Here is a 15,997-nt window from a genome sequence, read left to right on the forward strand (position 1 = left end):
CTCTGCCAGCACGACCTCGGCGACTTTTTATACTTCGCCCACGCCCCGCCCCCCGAGGGCCTCCAGCCCCGGGCCGCGCCGGGCCCGGACTTTGCACCCTTCATCCGCAGGTAGCCTCGGGCTGGCCGCGCCCCCCTGGAACGTCCCGACCCCCGGCGCGATCGCCCGCCGAGGGAGGCGCACATGGACTCGCTGACGACCTTCCTGGTCGCCCATGTCGGCCAGGCCGACGCGCTGCTGATGGAGTCGCGGCAGGTCATCGGGCTCGTCGCGGCGGTGCTCGCCGCGATGCTCGCCGGGCAGCTCGGCTGGCACGGCACCGACCGGCTCCTCGCCCGCCGCGAGCGCGCCGACGACTAGCGCGGCCCCCGGCGCGCCATCGGGGTGCGCGCTCAGCGCAGCTTCGCGCGCAGCGCCTTGGACGCCTCCGGCCAGTCGTCGTCGGTCATCGCGTAGGCGGCGGTGTCGCGGATCGACCCGTCCGCGAGGACGCGGTGCTTGCGGTGGATCCCTTCGAACGACGCGCCGAGCCGCTCGATCGCCGCACGCGACCGCTCGTTGCGGATGTGCGTGTGCCAGCCCACGCGGATCGCCCCCAGGTCGTCGAAGGCCCGCTGGAGCAGCAGCAGCTTCGACTCGGTGTTGAACCCCGTCCGCTGCCAGCGCGCGCCCAGCCAGGTGTGCCCGATGCACAGCCCCCGGTCGTGCGGCGCGATCTCGTAATACGACGTGCTCCCCGCAACCTCTCCCGTCGCCACGTCGACCTGCGCCCACGGCAGTCGGAGACCGCGCTCGCACCCGTCCAGCGCCTTCTCCACCCACGCGCGCATGGCGTCCACGCTCGCCGGCTGGTGCTCGCTCTTCCACGTCCAGATCGACGGCTCCTTCGACGCCTCGAACAGCCCGTCGACATGGTCCAGGGAAAGGGGCTCAAGACGCACATAACGCCCGGTCAGCACCGGGCGGGCAAACCACTCGTCGCTCATGGCGTCCACGCTAGGGCGGGCCGCTGAGCGCCCGGCAGGGCCACTTCACGGCGATTTCCGCGAGCCACTCGCCGCCCCCGGGACGGCTACCATGGGGTTTCGACGCGACTGGCGCGGTCAAGGTGGATCACCACCGGGGAGCGAACGACAGTCCGGACACCGCGCGCCTGGGTGGACGGGACCTCGAGCCGGGCTCGGTCCCTGGCGAGACACCGCGGAGGCATGCATGACCGCACAGATTCTGGACGGCAAGGCCCTGGCCGCCGAGATCCGCTCCGACCTCAAGCGCCGCGTCGAGGCGCTCCGCGACCGCGGCGTGTCCGTGGGGCTCGGCACCGTGCTGGTCGGCGACGACCCCGGCAGCCACTCCTACGTCAACATGAAGCACCGCGACTGCGCCGAGGTCGGCATCGAGAGCATCCGCCGCGACCTGCCCGAGACCGCGTCGCAGGCCGACGTCGAGCAGGCCGTCGCCGAGCTCAACGCCGACCCCGCCTGCACCGGCTACATCGTCCAGCTCCCGCTGCCCAAGGGCCTGGACGAGCAGCGCGTGCTGGAGCTGATCGACCCCGCCAAGGACGCCGACGGCCTGCACCCGACCAACCTCGGACGGCTCGTCCTGATGCAGCCCGGCCCGCTGCCCTGCACCCCGAAGGGCATCATCGAGCTGCTCCGCCACTACGACGTCCCGCTCAAGGGCGCCGAGGTCACCGTCGTCGGCCGCGGCATCACCGTCGGCCGGTCCCTCGGCCTGCTGCTGACCCGCCGCAGCGAGAACGCCACCGTCACCCTCTGCCACACCGCCACCCGCGACCTCGCCGCGCACACACGGAACGCCGACATCGTGGTCGCCGCCGCCGGCGTCCCCGGCCTGATCACCGCCGGGATGGTCAAGCCCGGCGCCGCCGTCCTGGACGTCGGCGTCTCCCGCGTCGACGGCAAGCTGACCGGCGACGTCGCCGCCGACGTCCGCGACGTTGCCGGCTGGGTCGCGCCGAACCCCGGCGGCGTCGGCCCCATGACCCGCGCGATGCTGCTGCAGAACGTCGTCGAGGCCGCCGAGCAGTCCGCCTGACCGGCGCCACTGGACATGCGTGAGGGCCGCCACCGACACCCTTGGTGGCGGCCCCTCCGCACTACTCGAAGAGCCCGGTCCGGCCGCCGCCCGGACGGAGCCGCGCCGTCACTTGCGCGACCCCGCACGGGCGGGCCTGGCGATCGCCCTCGTTGCGCTGCCGGTAAGGGCGACCGCACGTTCGGCCCGGCCGGTCCGGCATCTCAGCTGGCCCGGCGGCTCGCCGCGGTGTGCGCGGCGCGGGCCGGACCCGCCGGATGGCCGGGGCCGTGTCCAGGCGACCCCGGCCTGCGCGCCTCCGCCGGGCTCCGCATGCCCGGCGGACGCCCGTCGATCGGGGCCCGGCCCTGCTGCGGCACGTGCACCGGCGGCAGCGGCCGGACGAGGCCCATCGCGATGACCTCGTTGGCCAGCCGGGTGCGCCGGTTGGCGCCCTCCGGGATCCGGAACTTCTGGTAGAGCCGCAGCAGGTGCTGCTTCACCGCGGCCTCGGTCACCACCAGCTCTCCCGCGATGTCGCGCGCCGTGGCGGGGGCCACGAACGCCTCGTCGGACAGGGCGGGACGGCACAGCGCGGTCAGCACGTCGACCTCGCGGCGGGTGAGCTCGGGGGCGACGGCACGCCGCAGCTCGACGTCCGGGTCGACCTCCTCACGGGGGATGCCCCCCATCCGGCAGCGCGCCGTGCCGAAGCTCACGACGTCACCGTCCTCCAGGACACGGCGGGCGATCGGCCGGCCGTTGACACGGGTCCCGTTGCGGGACAGGCCCATGTCGACGACGTAGACGTACGGGCCGCGCCGCACGATCTCGGCGTGCAAACGGGACACACTCGGGTCGTCGAGGCGGATGTCGACTCCTCTCCCTCTCCCGACCGTCGTTACGTCGGGGCGCAGCGGCACCACCAGCCCGCTGTCCTCGATCCGCATGAACGGCCCCTCCACGGCAGTCCTCCCAGCTAGTTAGCGACCCCTGTCTGCCGGGTTACCCGGGCGGACCCCCGTCACACCCTCCTACTGGCGAGTAGCACCGATGGCGCAAGGCATTCGGGGTTCTTCGCCACCAGCCGGACCGGGTGCGTTTCCGTCGCCGGCGCACAAGTCCGGCCGCCGATCCGGAGGAACGATCACCGGACCCCTCACCCGCCGCCGAACCCGCCGCCGAACCGGCCGTCCCGCCGCGCCGCGATGTCGTGCCACCCGCCGATCGGCATTACCGTGGACCCATGAGCACGCAGGTGCACCGGCGCCGGCGCAGGGCGCCGCGCGGCAAGAGCGCCGCCCCGCAGTGGCTCGCGCGGCTGCCGTACCTCATCGTGCTCAGCGGCGTCGGCGGCGGCCTCGCGCTCTGCGCCCTCAACTACTTCCGCAAGGGCTCCGGCCTGATGGCGGCCGCGCTGCTGTTCGGCGCGCTCGCCCGGCTGCTGCTGCCGGAGTCCCAGCTCGGCCTGCTCGCCGTCCGCAGCCGCCAGATCGACTGCTGGACGCTCGTCATCCTCGGCGAGATGGTCGCGTTCGTCGCGCTCAGCATCCCCCCGATGAACAAGACCGGCCTCATCGGCGCCGGCGCGTTCGGGGTGCTGATCGCCCTGGTCATGGCGGCCCGCGGGGTGCGGCTGCTGCTCGTCCGGCGCCGGGACGGTTCGCCCGGCTAACGATGTTTCCGCAGGTCGCGGGAGGTGCGGCCGGTCTCGCCAGGAGCCCAGGTCTAGACCGCGTCCGGGCCTCGGCTAGCCTTGCCAGTTGAGCCTTACAAGGACTGCTGGCCAGGTGTAGGAAAGGGACAGCAACAGCATGCCCAAGATCAAAGTAGCGGGCCCGGTCGTCGAACTCGACGGCGACGAAATGACGCGGATCATCTGGAAATTCATCAAGGACCAGCTGATCCTGCCCTATCTCGACGTGGACCTGAAGTACTACGACCTGGGAATCGAGCACCGTGACGCCACGGACGACCAGGTCACCATCGACGCCGCGAACGCCATCGCCGAGCACGGCGTCGGCGTCAAGTGCGCCACCATCACCCCCGACGAGGCGCGCGTCGAAGAGTTCGGCCTGAAGAAGATGTGGCGTTCCCCCAATGGAACGATCCGCAACATCCTCGGCGGCGTGATCTTCCGCGAGCCCATCGTGGTGTCGAACATCCCCCGCCTGGTCCCGGGCTGGACCAAGCCGATCATCATCGGCCGCCACGCCCACGGCGACCAGTACAAGGCGACCGACTTCGTGGTCCCCGGCCCCGGCAAGGTGACGATCACCTACACGCCCGACGACGAGGGCGAGCCGATGGAGTTCGAGATCGCCTCCTTCCCGGGCGGCGGCGTCGCCATGGGCATGTACAACTTCGACGACTCGATCCGCGACTTCGCCCGGACGAGCATGCGGTACGCGCTGAGCCGCGAGATGCCGCTGTACATGTCGACGAAGAACACGATCCTCAAGGCCTACGACGGCCGGTTCAAGGACCTCTTCCAGGAGATCTACGAGACCGAGTTCAAGGCCGAGTTCGAGGCCAAGGGCCTCACCTACGAGCACCGGCTCATCGACGACATGGTCGCCGCCGCGCTCAAGTGGGAGGGCGGCTTCGTCTGGGCCGCCAAGAACTACGACGGCGACGTGCAGTCCGACACCCTCGCGCAGGGCTTCGGCTCGCTCGGCCTCATGACCTCCGTCCTCATGACCCCCGACGGCAGGACCGTCGAGGCCGAGGCCGCGCACGGCACGGTGACCCGGCACTACCGGCAGCACCAGCAGGGCAAGCCGACGTCGACCAACCCGATCGCGTCGATCTTCGCCTGGACCCGCGGCCTCGAGCACCGCGGCAAGCTCGACGGCCAGCCCGAGGTCATCGACTTCGCGCGCAAGCTGGAGGCCGTCTGCGTCGAGACCGTCGAGTCCGGCCAGATGACCAAGGACCTGGCGCTGCTGGTCGGCGGCGACACCCCGTGGCTGACCACGCAGGGCTTCCTGGAGGCGCTCGACACCAACCTCCAGAAGAAGATCAACGCCTGATCGCGTTCCTCTTCCGTTCGCAAGGCCGTCCCGGGTCGTTCCGGGGCGGCCTTTCGCGTTCGCGGGACCGGCGCGGGGTGTGAACCATGCCGGGGCGGGCACCTGGCGCATGACGGGCGGGCGGCGCGCGATAGCCTGACGTCGGAAATATCTCGACGGCGAGAGAACCCGTGCGGCGGGACCGGTTCCCCGGGCGCTCTTCGGCGGTCGGGTTCGAAGGATGGCCGCCTGAGCCCCGTCAGGTCACAGCAGGAGAAGGACGCATGACGCGCACCCCAGTCACAGTCACCGTTACCGGCGCCGCTGGCCAGATCGGCTACGCGCTGCTGTTCCGCATCGCCTCCGGGCACCTGCTCGGCGCGGACGTACCCGTCCGCCTGCGGCTGCTGGAGATTCCGCAGGCGGTGAAGGCCGCCGAGGGCACCGCGATGGAGCTGGACGACTGCGCGTTCCCGCTGCTGAGCGGCATCGACATCTTCGACGACGCCACCAAGGCGTTCGAGGGGACGAACGTGGCGCTGCTGGTCGGCGCCCGCCCGCGCACGAAGGGCATGGAGCGCGGCGACCTGCTGGAGGCCAACGGCGGCATCTTCAAGCCGCAGGGCGAGGCGATCAACGCCGGCGCCGCCGACGACGTCAAGGTGCTGGTGGTCGGCAACCCGGCCAACACCAACGCGCTGATCGCGCAGTCGCACGCCCCGGACGTCCCGGCGGAGCGGTTCACCGCGATGACCCGCCTGGACCACAACCGGGCGCTCGCGCAGCTGTCGAAGAAGGCGGGCGTGTCCGTCGCCGACATCAGGAAGATGACGATCTGGGGCAACCACTCCGCCACCCAGTACCCGGACGTGTTCCACGCCGAGATCGGCGGCAAGAACGCGGCCGAGACGGTGAACGACCAGGCGTGGCTGGAGAACGACTTCATCCCGACCGTCGCCAAGCGCGGCGCCGCGATCATCGAGGCGCGGGGCGCGTCGTCGGCGGCGTCGGCGGCGTCCGCGGCGATCGACCACGTGCACACCTGGGTGAACGGCACCGCCGACGGCGACTGGACGTCGATGGCGGTCGTGTCCGACGGCTCCTACGGCGTGCCGGAGGGCCTGATCTCCTCGTTCCCGGTCACCACCAAGGACGGGAAGTGGGAGATCGTCCAGGGCCTGGAGATCGACGACTTCTCCCGGGCGCGGATCGACGCGTCGGTGAACGAGCTGGCGGAGGAGCGCGACGCGGTCCGCAAGCTCGGCCTGATCTGACCGGCCGTACCCGTACGCACCGGCGAGCCCCGGACCTTCGCGGTCCGGGGCTCGTTCGCGTCGAAATTCCCGCGAACGTGTCGGCACCGGTCGTTAGGGTGTGATCGCTTCGAAGGCGACGGGGAGGGACGCGGGTGGCGGATCAGGCTTTCCAGGTGGATCTGCGCGGGGTGGTGGATCTGCTCAGCCGCCATCTGTACGCGAGCCCGCGGGTGTACCTGCGGGAGCTGCTGCAGAACGCGGTGGACGCGATCACGGCGCGCGGCGGGGGCGGCGGCCGGGTGGTGATCGAGACCGGCGGCGGGGCGCTGCGGGTGCACGACGACGGCGTCGGGCTGACGGCGGACGAGGTGCACACGCTGCTGGCGACGATCGGCCGGTCGTCGAAGCGGGACGAGCTGGGGTTCGCGCGGCACGACTTCCTCGGCCAGTTCGGCATCGGGCTGCTGTCGGGGTTCCTGGTGGCGGATGAGATCGAGGTGGTGTCGCGGTCGGCGCGGGGCGGCGACGCGGTCCGCTGGACGGGCCGGTCTGAGGGCAGCTACCGGGTCGAGCCCGGCGAGCGCGACGAGCCGGGCACGACGGTGACGCTGCGGCCGCGTCCGGGGTCGGCGGAGCTGCTGAGCGCGCCGGTGGTGGCGGAGCTGGCCCGCACGTACGGGTCGCTGCTCCCGATCGAGCTGGTCGTGGACGGGGTGACGGTCACGGGCGACGGCCCGCCGTGGCAGGCGCCCCATCGCGATCCGGCGGCGCGGCGGCGCGCGCTGGAGCGGTACTGCGAGGAGCTGTACGGGTTCACGCCGTTCGACGTGGTGGACCTGGAGGTGGCGGAGGCGGGGCTGTCCGGTGTCGCGTACGTCCTGCCGGAGCCGGTGTCGCCGACGGCCCGCGCCGCGCATCGCGTCTACCTGAAGCGGATGCTGCTGGCGGAGAGCGTGCAGGGGCTGCTGCCGGAATGGGCGTTCTTCGTCCGGTGCGTGGTGGACGCGGGGGAGCTGCGGCCGACGGCGAGCCGGGAGGCGCTGTTCGAGGAGGAGCCGCTGGAGTCGGCGCGGGAGGGCCTCGGGGAGGTGCTGCGGCAGTGGCTGGTGCGGCTGGCGGAGACCGATCCGCCGAAGCTGCGCGCGTTCCTGCGGCTGCACCAGCTCGGCGTGAAGGCGATGGCGCTGCACGACGACGCCATGCTGCGGATCGTCGACCGGTGGATGGAGTTCGAGACGTCGGCGGGCCCGATGACGCTGCACGAGTTCCGGCGGCGGCATCCGGACGGCCGGTTCACCGGGAGCGTGGAGGAGTTCCGGCGGCTGTCGGCGGTGGCGGGCGCGCAGGGCGTCGGCCTCGTCAACGGCGGCTACGTGCACGACACGGAGATCATCGAGCGGCTGCCGGACCTCGACCCGGACATCCGGCTGACCCGGCTGGACGCGGCGGAGCTGACCACGACGTTCGGCGTGCTGGATCCGACGGCGGAGCTGGCGCTGCGGCCGTTCCTGGCGGCGGCGCAGCGGGCCGTGGAGCGGCTCGGCTGCGAGGTGGTCGTCCGGGACTTCGACCCGGCGTCGCTGCCGGCGCTGTACCTGACGAGCCGGGACGCGCAGTTCCGGGAGGAGCTGTCGCGGGCGCGGGAGGAGGCCGGCGAGCTCTGGGCGGACGTGCTCGGCGCGGTCGGCGCGACCACCGGTGTGGAGCGGCCGCAGCTGGTGCTGAACTACCGCAATCCGCTGACGCGGCGCGTCACGGCGCTCGGCGCGGACGGGCCGGTGGAGCCGGCCGTGCAGGCGCTGTACGGGCAGGCGCTGCTGCTCGGGCACCATCCGCTGCGTCCCGCGGACACGGCGGTGCTGAACCGTTCGTTCATCGGCCTGCTGGAGTGGGCCGTCCACCCTCCGGAGGCGGGCCAGTGAGTATCGAGGACGTGTACGCGCTGATGACGCGCGCGCAGGAGCTTCCGTACGGGGAGGCGCGGACCGTCCTGGTGGAGGACGCGCTGCGCCGCGCGGAGGCGGCCGGCGACGAGGTGCTGGCGTTCCGGGTGCGGGTCCGGCTCACGGACGCGTACCAGTTCGGCGGCGAACCGGCGAAGGCGTTCGCGACGTTCGGGCGGACGCTGGCCGAGCACGACCGCGATCCCGGCCGGTTCGACGAGCCGCTGGTGCTGCTGTGGCAGATGAAGGCGGTGGTGAGCTCCCTCACGAAGTTCCCGGAGATCCCCCTCGACCGGACGCGGGCGGTGCTGGACGACATGGAGCGCCGCTACCGGGCGGGCGGCCACAGCCTCCAGGCGGTGTACCGGCGGCGGCATATCGTGGCGCGGCATCTCGGCGATCCGTCGGCGGACGAATGGTTCGCGAAGTGGCGGGCGGCGCAGCGGGATCAGCTGTCGGACTGCGAGGGCTGCGACCCGACCGGGATGGTGGCGCATCTCGCGGACGCGGGCCGGTACGAGGAGGCCGCGGAGATCGCGGCGCCGGTGCTGGCGTCCGAGCTGTCGTGCAAGGAGCAGCCGCAGGGCATCCAGACGGCGATGCTGCCGGTGTACCTGCGGACGAGCCGTCCCGAGGCGGCGGCCGACGCGCACCGCCGCGCGTACCGGGCGCACCGGCGGCAGGTCGCCGACCTCGGCGACATCGCCGATCATCTGGAGTTCTGCGCGCTGACCGGGAACGACGCGCGCGGCCTGGAGATCGTGCAGCGGCATCTCGGGTGGCTGGACCGGGCGCCGCACGCGCACGCGGAGATGATGTTCGCCGCCGCGGCGGCCGCGGTGCTGGGCCGGGTCGCGGCGTCCGGGCGGGACGGGGTGACGGTCCGCCGTCCCGCGTCGGGCGGGCGTCCGGCGGGCGACGTGCCGGTGGCGGAGCTGCGCGCCGAGCTGGAGGGCCGCGCGACGGACCTCGCGGCGCGGTTCGACGCCCGCAACGGCACGTCCCACCAGGGCGACAAGGTGCGGGCGCTGCTGGCGGCCGAGCCGGTCTTCGGGTTCGTCCCGCTGGCCGCCCACCACCGCCGCCCGTCCCCGGCCCCCGCACCCGAGCCCGACCGCCAGGACGACGACATCGCGTCCATCGACGATCTCGACGCGCTTCTCGCGATCGCCGACGAGCGCCGGACCAGCCGCGACATCCCGCGCACGCTCGCCGCGTGGCGGCGCTTCGACGCGCTCGCCGAGACGGCCGCGCCGACGCCGCTGCAGAGCGCCCGCCGCCTGGACGGCCGGGGCGTCGAGCTGGCGATGGACGGCGACCGTGAGGGCGCGGTCGCGGCCTGGGAGGAGGCGTCGCGGCTGTTCGCGGAGCTGGGCGAGGAGGAGCAGCGGCACCGGGTGATGAGCCGGCTCGGGGCGCTGCGGTTCGAGCTGGGCGACGAGCGGGGCCTCGCGGAGATGACCGCGGCGGCCGACCATTTCGCCGCGCATCCGGGCGAGGAGGGGGCGGGGACGGCGGCGCTGCTCCGGCTCGCCGGGGCCCACCTCGACCGCGACCGGCCCGCCGACGCGCTAGCCGCGCTGGACCGGGTCGTCCCGGACGACGCCCCCGACCGGGCCGGCGAGCTGTGGTTCCTGCGGGGCCGCGCGCTGCTGGAGAACGGCGACGAGGAGGGCGCGGTCCCGGCGCTGCGCCGCTCGGTCGCCGAGGCCCGCGCGTCCGACGATCACGCCACGGCGGCGACGCCCGCGCTGCTGCTCGCCCAGATCCTCGTCCGGCGGCCTCCGGCGGAGGGCGGCACCGGTCCGGCGGAGGAGGCGTTCGCGCTGTTCGACGAGGTGATCGGCCTGCTGCGCGAGCCGTCGCCGATGCGGGCTATCGCGCACACCGAGCGGGGGCTGGCGCTGCTGTCGGCGGGACGCGCGGCGGACGCGGTCGCCGATCTCGCCGAGGCCGTCGCGGCGTGGACGGCCGAGGGCATGCGGGAGCAGGCCGTCCGCCTGCGCGTCGACCTCGCGGCCGCCTACCTGGAGGCCGGGCGGCACCTGGAGGCGGCGGAGGCCGCCGAGGAGGCGCTGCCGGGCCTCGACGAGGGCGACGCGCGGCGCTGCCGGCTGATCCTCGCGCACGCGCAGAAGAAGATGGGGGAGGAGGACGGGGCGGACACGTTCGCGTCCCTTGCCGAGACCGCCGTGAAGGACGGTGAGCCGGGCGCCGCCGCGCATTTCCTGGAGGAGGCGGCCGAGATCCTCACGAACCTGGACAAGGACGCCTTGGCCGCCGAGCGTTTCGGGGAGGCCGCCGACATGCACGCCGGCGCGGGCGACCCGCAGGGCGCCGTGCGGGCGCGCCGCCGCGCCGCGATGTGCCACCTGTGGAGCGGGGAGCCGGAGCAGGCTCTCGCGACGGTGGAGGCGGCGCGCGCCGCCCTCGACGCCCTCCCGGACGGCCCGCCCCGCACCTGGGAGACCGCGCTCGTGTCCTACGACCAGGCGCGCATCCTCGCGCAGACGGGGCGCCCGGCGGACGCGGAGCCGCACGCGTCCGCCGCGGTGGACGGCTTCCGGTCCCTCGACGAGACCGGCCCCGCCGACCAGGCCGCCGCCCTCCTCGCCGACATCAGGTCGGCGCTCCAGGAGTGACCCCGGGCTAGGCCAGACGGCGGGCGCCGGCGGACGGGACGGCGTCGAGGAACTCCGGCGCCGTCCAGCCGCGCTTGGCGTAGGCCGCGGCGATCGCGTCCCGCACCCGGCCGGCGCGGTCGGACGCGGTCAGCACGATCACCGAGCCGCCGAACCCGCCGCCGATCATGCGGCCGCCGCGGGCGCCCGCGCGCAGCGCCGCGTCGACGGCGGTGTCGGCCTCCGGCCAGGAGATCTCGAACTGGTCGCGCAGCGACAGGTGCGAGGCGTTCAGCATCGCGCCGAGCTCGGCGACGGCGCCGGCGCGCAGCAGCCCGACGGACGCCTCGACGCGATGGTTCTCGGTGACGACGTGCTGGACGCGGCGCCGCAGCACCGGGTCGCCGAGGCGGCCGAGCGCGCCCGCGAGGTCCTTGACGTCGCGGAGCGCGTCGACGCCGAGCAGCGCCGCGGCCTCCTCGCATTCGGCGCGCCGCCGCCCGTAGTCGCCGCCGGTGAGGGCGTGGGAGGCGCGGGTGTCGACGGCGAGGAGCGTCAGCCCGGCCTGCGACGGGTCGAACGGGACCTGCGCGGACAGGCCGCTGCGGCAGTCGAGCATGAGCGCGTGGCCGGGCGTGGCGAGCAGCGACGCGGACTGGTCCATCAGCCCGCACGGCATGCCGACCTGCTCGTTCTCGGCGCGCTGCGCGAGCCGGGCCAGCTCCGGCCGGTCGATCTCCACGCCGTGCAGGTCGCAGAGGGCCAGCGCGGTCGCGCATTCCAGCGCGGCCGACGACGACAGGCCCGCGCCCTGCGGCAGGTCCGAGTCGATCAGCAGCGACGCGCCGCCGGTGCCGTGCTCGCGCAGCACCCGCGCCATACCGACCGGGTATGCGGCCCAGGCCCGCTCGGACGGCCAGCCCTCGGAGACGACCGTCCCGCCCTCGACCGGGGCGGTGACGGTGCCGTCCGCCTGGAGGGAGCGGACCTCGACCACCCCGTCGCCGCGGCGCGCGGCGGCGACCGACACGCCCCGCGACAGCGCGAACGGCAGGACGAGGCCGTCGTTGTAGTCGGTGTGCTCGCCGATCAGGTTGATCCGCCCGGGCGCATGCCAGACGCCCTCGGCGGCGCGCCCGAACGCCTCGCCGAAGGCGGTACGGAGATCGGTCATCGCGAGCGCAGGAAGGTCCAGGCGTCCGACACCATCGCGCGCAGGTCCCGCTCGGGCTTCCAGCCGAGCTGCGACTGGATCTTGTCCGAGGACGCGATCAGCACCGCCGGGTCGCCGGGGCGGCGCGGGTGGACCTCGGCCGGGATGTCGCGGCCGGTGACCGCGCGGCACACCTCGATGACCTCGCGGACGGAGTTGCCGGTGCCGCTGCCGAGGTTGAAGATCTGGTGGGTGCCGGGCTCGCAGGCGTCCAGCGCGAGCAGGTGGGCGCGGCCGAGGTCGGCGACGTGGATGTAGTCGCGGACGCAGGTGCCGTCGGCGGTCGGGTAGTCCTCGCCGAACATCTTCACCGCCTCGCCCTGCCCGAGCGCGACCTTCAGCACGTTCGGGATCAGATGGGTCTCGACGGTGTGCCGCTCGCCCTGCGTGCCGTAGGCCCCGGCGACGTTGAAGTAGCGCAGCGAGACGCCGCCGATGCCGTGCAGCCGCGCGTACTCGGCGAGCGTGGTGTCGATCGCCAGCTTGGACGCGCCGTACGGGTTCGTGGGCCGGGTCGGGTCGGTCTCCAGGATCGGCGTCGACTCGGGCTCGCCGTAGCAGGCGGCCGTGGAGGAGAACACGATCCGCGGGACCCCGGCGGTCCGCATCGCCTCCAGCAGCGCCAGCGACTCGCCGAGGTTCTTGTCCCAGTACAGGCCCGGCTTCTCGACGGACTCGCCGACCAGCGACTTCGCCGCGAAGTGCAGCACGGCGTCGAACCCGGCGCCGCCCAGCACCTCGGCGGCGGCGCCGCGCAGCGTGCCGCGCACCAGCCGCGCCCCGGCGGGGACGGCGTCCTCGTGCCCCGTGGACAGGTCGTCCAGGACGACGACCTCGTGGCCCGCCTCCAGCAGCAGTGCGGAGACGACGCTGCCGATGTAGCCGGCGCCTCCGGTGACGAGCAGCTTCACGTACGGACCTCCTGGGAAGACGACTGGACGGCGGGGTGCCGTCCAGGCTATCCGCAACCCCGGCCGCCGAGATCCCGAACCGCTGGGCCAGCCGTCCGGGCCACCCCCGAGGCCGGGCTATCGGCGGCGGCTATCCGGCGCGCGGCGGCTATCCGGGGCGCGGAACGGGGAAGGCTGATCCCATGGACCGGACGCCAGGCGGCGAGCAGGCGGCCGCTCCGGCGGCGTTCCGGCCGCCGGGACGGCTCGCACGGCCATTGGTGTGGCTGCTCTCCACCTCGACCGACCTGGTCGTGCGGCTGGCGGGCGGCGACCCGAACGCGCTGCGCGAGGAGCTGACCGCGGAGCGCATGCGCGCCCTCGTGGCGGAGAACACGCAGATCGCCGCGGACGAGCGCGCGCTGATCGAGGAGGTGTTCGCGGCGGGGGAGCGGCCGCTGCGGGAGGTGCTGGTGCCCCGCACCGAGGTCGTGTTCCTGGACGCCTCGCTGCCGCTGGCGGTGGCGGCGCGGGCCGCGGCGGGCAGCCCGCACTCCCGGTTCCCGGTCTGCCGCGGCTCCCACGACGAGGTGATCGGGTTCGTCCACATCCGGGACCTGCTCGTCCCCGAGGACCGGGACGGCGCCGCGCCCGTGGGGGAGCTGGTGCGGCCGGTGAAGTTCCTGCCGTCCTCGCAGCGGGTCCTGCCGGTCCTGTCGGAGATGCGGCGGGAGGGCTGCCACCTGGCGATCGTCATGGACGAGTACGGCGGCGTCGCCGGGATCGTCACCCTCGAGGACCTGATGGAGGAGCTGATCGGCGACATCCGCGACGAATATGATGTCCAGGACGCGCAGGCGCGGCGCCTGCACGGCGGCGTGGTCGAGGTCGACGGCCTGCTCAACCTGGACGACTTCGCCGCCGAGACCGGCCTCCGGCTGCCCGCCGGGCCGTACGAGACGGTCGCCGGGCACATCATGGCGGTGCTCGGCCGCGTGCCCGCCGAGGGCGACTCGGTGCCGGCCGCGGACCGGGAGCTGCGGGTGGCCCGGATGGAGGGCCGGCGGGTGGCCCGCGTGCGCGTCACGCCGCGGGCGGCGCCCCAGGCGGCACAGCAGCCGGTCCGGCCGGCGGCGCGGTGGTCAGCGCAGCCGGCGGTGCGGCCCGCGGTGCCGGCGACGCCCGTGCCCCCGGCCGCGGCCCCGCGGCCGGCCGGCGACGCCGCCACCGGCGGCGGAGCCTCCGACGACACCTGAGAGAATCGGTCCGTGCACATGCCCGAAGCGTCCAGCCCCGTCAGCCCGGCCGCCGCGCCCGCCCCGCGGGTGTTCTCCGGCATCCAGCCCACCGCCGACTCGTTCCACCTCGGCAACTACCTGGGCGCGTTGCGGCAGTGGGTGTCGCTGCAGGACACGCACGAGACGTTCTACTGCGTCGTCGACCTGCACGCGATCACCGTGGAGCACGACCCGGAGCTGCTGCGGCGCCGGACGCGGGTGTCGGTGGCGCAGCTCATCGCGATGGGCGTCGACCCCGACCGCGCCACGCTGTTCGTGCAGAGCCACGTCCCCGAGCACGCCGAGCTGGCGTGGGTGCTCGGCTGCCTCACCGGGTTCGGCGAGGCGAGCCGGATGACCCAGTTCAAGGACAAGTCGTCCAAGCAGGGCGCGTCGGGGACGAGCGTCGGGCTGTTCACCTACCCGGTCCTGCAGGCCGCCGACATCCTGCTGTACACGCCGGAGCCGGGCACGGTGGCGCTGCGCGTCCCCGTCGGCGAGGACCAGCGGCAGCACCTGGAGCTGACCCGCACGCTCGCGCAGCGGTTCAACCACCGGTTCGGCGAGACGTTCGTCGCGCCGGAGGCGCACATCCCCGAGGGCGCCGCCAAGATCACCGACCTCCAGGAGCCGGACGCGAAGATGAGCAAGTCGGCGTCCTCGCCGCAGGGCATCATCGACGTGCTGGAGGAGCCCGGCCCGATGCGCAAGAAGATCATGCGGGCGGTCACCGACACCGGCTCCGAGGTGGTCTACGACGAGGAGAAGAAGGCCGGCGTCACCAACCTGCTGCGGATCTACTCCGCGCTGGACGGCACCTCCGTCGCCGACCTCGAGGCGAAGTACGCCGGGTCCGGCTACGGCCAGTTCAAGAAGGACCTCGCCGAGGTCGTCCTCGGCACCTTCACCCCGATCCGGGAGCGCACTGCCGCGCTGCTGGACGACCCGGCGGAGCTCGACCGGATCCTGGAGAAGGGCGCCGAGCGGGCCGGGGCGGTCGCCGCGCGCACCATGGAGATCGTCCGCGACCGGGTCGGCTTCGTGGGACGCGGTCGCTGACCGTGGCGGGCGAGGGGGCGCGCCCGGTGTCCGCGGACACCTTCGCCGGAGTGTCCGCGGACACCTTCGTCGGGGTGCCCGCGGGCCCGGCCGGCGGCGGCGTCCGGATGATCGGGGTCGCGATCCCGGTCCCCGAGCCGTACGGGACGGAGCTGCAGCGCACCCGCGCCGCCTACGGCGACCCGCTCGCCGACGCGATCCCCACGCACATCACGCTGATGCCGCCCACCGAGGTCGCCCCCGGCGAGATCGCGGCGATCGAGGCGCACCTGCTGGACGTCGCGCATTCCGAGCACCCGTTCCGCATCCGGTTGCGCGGCAGCGGAACGTTCCGACCGGTGTCCCCGGTCGTGTACGTCGCGCTGGCGAAGGGAATCGGCGGCTGCGAGCGCGTCCAGGCGAAGGTCGCGTCGGGGCCGCTCGCCCGCCCGCTGCCGTTCCCGTACCACCCGCACATCACCATCGCCCACCACCTGCCCGACGACGTCATGGACCGCGCCTACAAGGACATGTCCGGCTACCGCGCCGAATTCGAGGCGTGGGGGTTCTCCCTGTACGAGCACGGCCTGGACGGCGTGTGGCGGCCGCAATGCGATTTCGTGTTCGGCAATGGGAAACGCCACTCAACGTTCAACGGTTGATTACCGTCCGCCGCATCGAGCGTCCAGGGTTGGGTACGTTGCGTAC

Annotated in this window: 14 protein-coding genes; 10 read left to right on the forward strand and 4 right to left on the reverse strand. The window is 73.6% G+C overall.

What is annotated here, in order from left to right:
• Nucleotides 1–183: 183 nt before the first annotated feature.
• Nucleotides 184–360, forward strand: a complete 177-nt coding sequence (locus tag AB0C78_RS25315) for a hypothetical protein (protein ID WP_192808894.1) — start codon at nt 184–186, stop codon at nt 358–360.
• A 32-nt stretch (nt 361–392) separates the two neighbouring features.
• Here AB0C78_RS25315 and AB0C78_RS25320 read toward each other — a convergent pair whose 3' ends face one another.
• Nucleotides 393–986 carry a GNAT family protein gene (locus tag AB0C78_RS25320; protein ID WP_360752058.1) on the reverse strand — a complete coding sequence of 198 codons (594 nt, stop codon included), beginning with the start codon at nt 984–986 and terminating at the stop codon, nt 393–395.
• Nucleotides 987–1,212: 226 nt separating this feature from the next.
• On the opposite strand from AB0C78_RS25320, the gene AB0C78_RS25325 reads away from it, so the two are divergent.
• Entirely contained in the window at nt 1,213–2,061 is an 849-nt protein-coding gene (locus AB0C78_RS25325) for a bifunctional methylenetetrahydrofolate dehydrogenase/methenyltetrahydrofolate cyclohydrolase (protein WP_151541729.1), read from the forward strand.
• 203 nt (nt 2,062–2,264) lie between these two features.
• Here AB0C78_RS25325 and AB0C78_RS25330 read toward each other — a convergent pair whose 3' ends face one another.
• A complete protein-coding gene (locus AB0C78_RS25330; RefSeq protein ID WP_151541730.1) occupies nt 2,265–3,005 on the reverse strand; it encodes an FHA domain-containing protein in 741 nt (246 codons plus the stop codon).
• Between the two features lie 281 nt (nt 3,006–3,286).
• Here AB0C78_RS25330 and AB0C78_RS25335 point away from each other — a divergent pair, with 281 nt between their 5' ends.
• From AB0C78_RS25335 to AB0C78_RS25355, 5 genes are all read left to right on the forward strand, one after another.
• A complete protein-coding gene (locus AB0C78_RS25335) occupies nt 3,287–3,715 on the forward strand; it encodes a DUF3017 domain-containing protein (RefSeq protein WP_360752061.1) in 429 nt (142 codons plus the stop codon).
• Between the two features lie 139 nt (nt 3,716–3,854).
• Nucleotides 3,855–5,072 carry an NADP-dependent isocitrate dehydrogenase gene (locus AB0C78_RS25340; RefSeq protein WP_151541732.1) on the forward strand — a complete coding sequence of 406 codons (1,218 nt, stop codon included), beginning with the start codon at nt 3,855–3,857 and terminating at the stop codon, nt 5,070–5,072.
• A gap of 263 nt (nt 5,073–5,335) precedes the next feature.
• Complete coding sequence (locus AB0C78_RS25345; protein ID WP_360752064.1) at nt 5,336–6,325, forward strand: malate dehydrogenase; 990 nt, start codon at nt 5,336–5,338, stop codon at nt 6,323–6,325.
• A gap of 134 nt (nt 6,326–6,459) precedes the next feature.
• Nucleotides 6,460–8,229, forward strand: coding sequence for an HSP90 family protein (locus tag AB0C78_RS25350; protein WP_360752066.1), 1,770 nt, complete (start codon nt 6,460–6,462; stop codon nt 8,227–8,229).
• Nucleotides 8,226–10,892: a hypothetical protein gene (locus AB0C78_RS25355; protein ID WP_360752069.1), complete on the forward strand. Its 2,667-nt coding sequence runs from the start codon at nt 8,226–8,228 to the stop codon at nt 10,890–10,892. Before AB0C78_RS25350 ends, AB0C78_RS25355 begins: the two co-directional genes overlap by 4 nt.
• A gap of 7 nt (nt 10,893–10,899) precedes the next feature.
• On the opposite strand, the gene galK is transcribed toward AB0C78_RS25355, so the two are convergent.
• The gene (galK, locus tag AB0C78_RS25360; protein WP_360752071.1) at nt 10,900–12,045 is read right to left on the reverse strand and encodes a galactokinase; all 1,146 of its coding nucleotides are present in this window, start codon (nt 12,043–12,045) and stop codon (nt 10,900–10,902) included.
• Nucleotides 12,042–12,995, reverse strand: coding sequence for a UDP-glucose 4-epimerase GalE (gene galE / locus AB0C78_RS25365; RefSeq protein ID WP_360752073.1), 954 nt, complete (start codon nt 12,993–12,995; stop codon nt 12,042–12,044). Before galE ends, galK begins: the two co-directional genes overlap by 4 nt.
• Nucleotides 12,996–13,177: 182 nt before the next feature.
• On the opposite strand from galE, the gene AB0C78_RS25370 reads away from it, so the two are divergent.
• Genes AB0C78_RS25370 through AB0C78_RS25380 form a run of 3 tightly spaced genes read left to right on the forward strand, consistent with a single transcriptional unit; the run spans nt 13,178 to nt 15,951 of the window.
• A complete protein-coding gene (locus tag AB0C78_RS25370) occupies nt 13,178–14,230 on the forward strand; it encodes a hemolysin family protein (protein ID WP_360752076.1) in 1,053 nt (350 codons plus the stop codon).
• Nucleotides 14,231–14,248: 18 nt separating this feature from the next.
• On the forward strand, nt 14,249–15,310 hold the full coding sequence (gene trpS / locus AB0C78_RS25375; RefSeq protein ID WP_360752254.1) for a tryptophan--tRNA ligase: 1,062 nt from the start codon (nt 14,249–14,251) through the stop codon (nt 15,308–15,310).
• Nucleotides 15,311–15,336: 26 nt separating this feature from the next.
• The gene (locus AB0C78_RS25380) at nt 15,337–15,951 is read left to right on the forward strand and encodes a 2'-5' RNA ligase family protein (protein ID WP_360752078.1); all 615 of its coding nucleotides are present in this window, start codon (nt 15,337–15,339) and stop codon (nt 15,949–15,951) included.
• Nucleotides 15,952–15,997 lie beyond the last annotated feature (46 nt).

Source organism: Actinomadura sp. NPDC048394 (assembly GCF_040651755.1).
Lineage (GTDB): Bacteria > Actinomycetota > Actinomycetes > Streptosporangiales > Streptosporangiaceae > Spirillospora > Spirillospora montaniterrae.

Bases quoted from the DNA above. Each gene is read 5' to 3' on its own strand.
- AB0C78_RS25315 (WP_192808894.1), top strand. From the start codon at position 184: ATGGACTCGCTGACGACCTTCCTGGTCGCCCATGTCGGCCAGGCCGAC.
- AB0C78_RS25320 (WP_360752058.1), bottom strand. From the start codon at position 986: ATGAGCGACGAGTGGTTTGCCCGCCCGGTGCTGACCGGGCGTTATGTG.
- AB0C78_RS25325 (WP_151541729.1), top strand. From the start codon at position 1,213: ATGACCGCACAGATTCTGGACGGCAAGGCCCTGGCCGCCGAGATCCGC.
- AB0C78_RS25335 (WP_360752061.1), top strand. From the start codon at position 3,287: ATGAGCACGCAGGTGCACCGGCGCCGGCGCAGGGCGCCGCGCGGCAAG.
- AB0C78_RS25340 (WP_151541732.1), top strand. From the start codon at position 3,855: ATGCCCAAGATCAAAGTAGCGGGCCCGGTCGTCGAACTCGACGGCGAC.
- AB0C78_RS25345 (WP_360752064.1), top strand. From the start codon at position 5,336: ATGACGCGCACCCCAGTCACAGTCACCGTTACCGGCGCCGCTGGCCAG.
- galK (WP_360752071.1), bottom strand. From the start codon at position 12,045: ATGACCGATCTCCGTACCGCCTTCGGCGAGGCGTTCGGGCGCGCCGCC.
- AB0C78_RS25370 (WP_360752076.1), top strand. From the start codon at position 13,178: ATGGACCGGACGCCAGGCGGCGAGCAGGCGGCCGCTCCGGCGGCGTTC.
- trpS (WP_360752254.1), top strand. From the start codon at position 14,249: ATGCCCGAAGCGTCCAGCCCCGTCAGCCCGGCCGCCGCGCCCGCCCCG.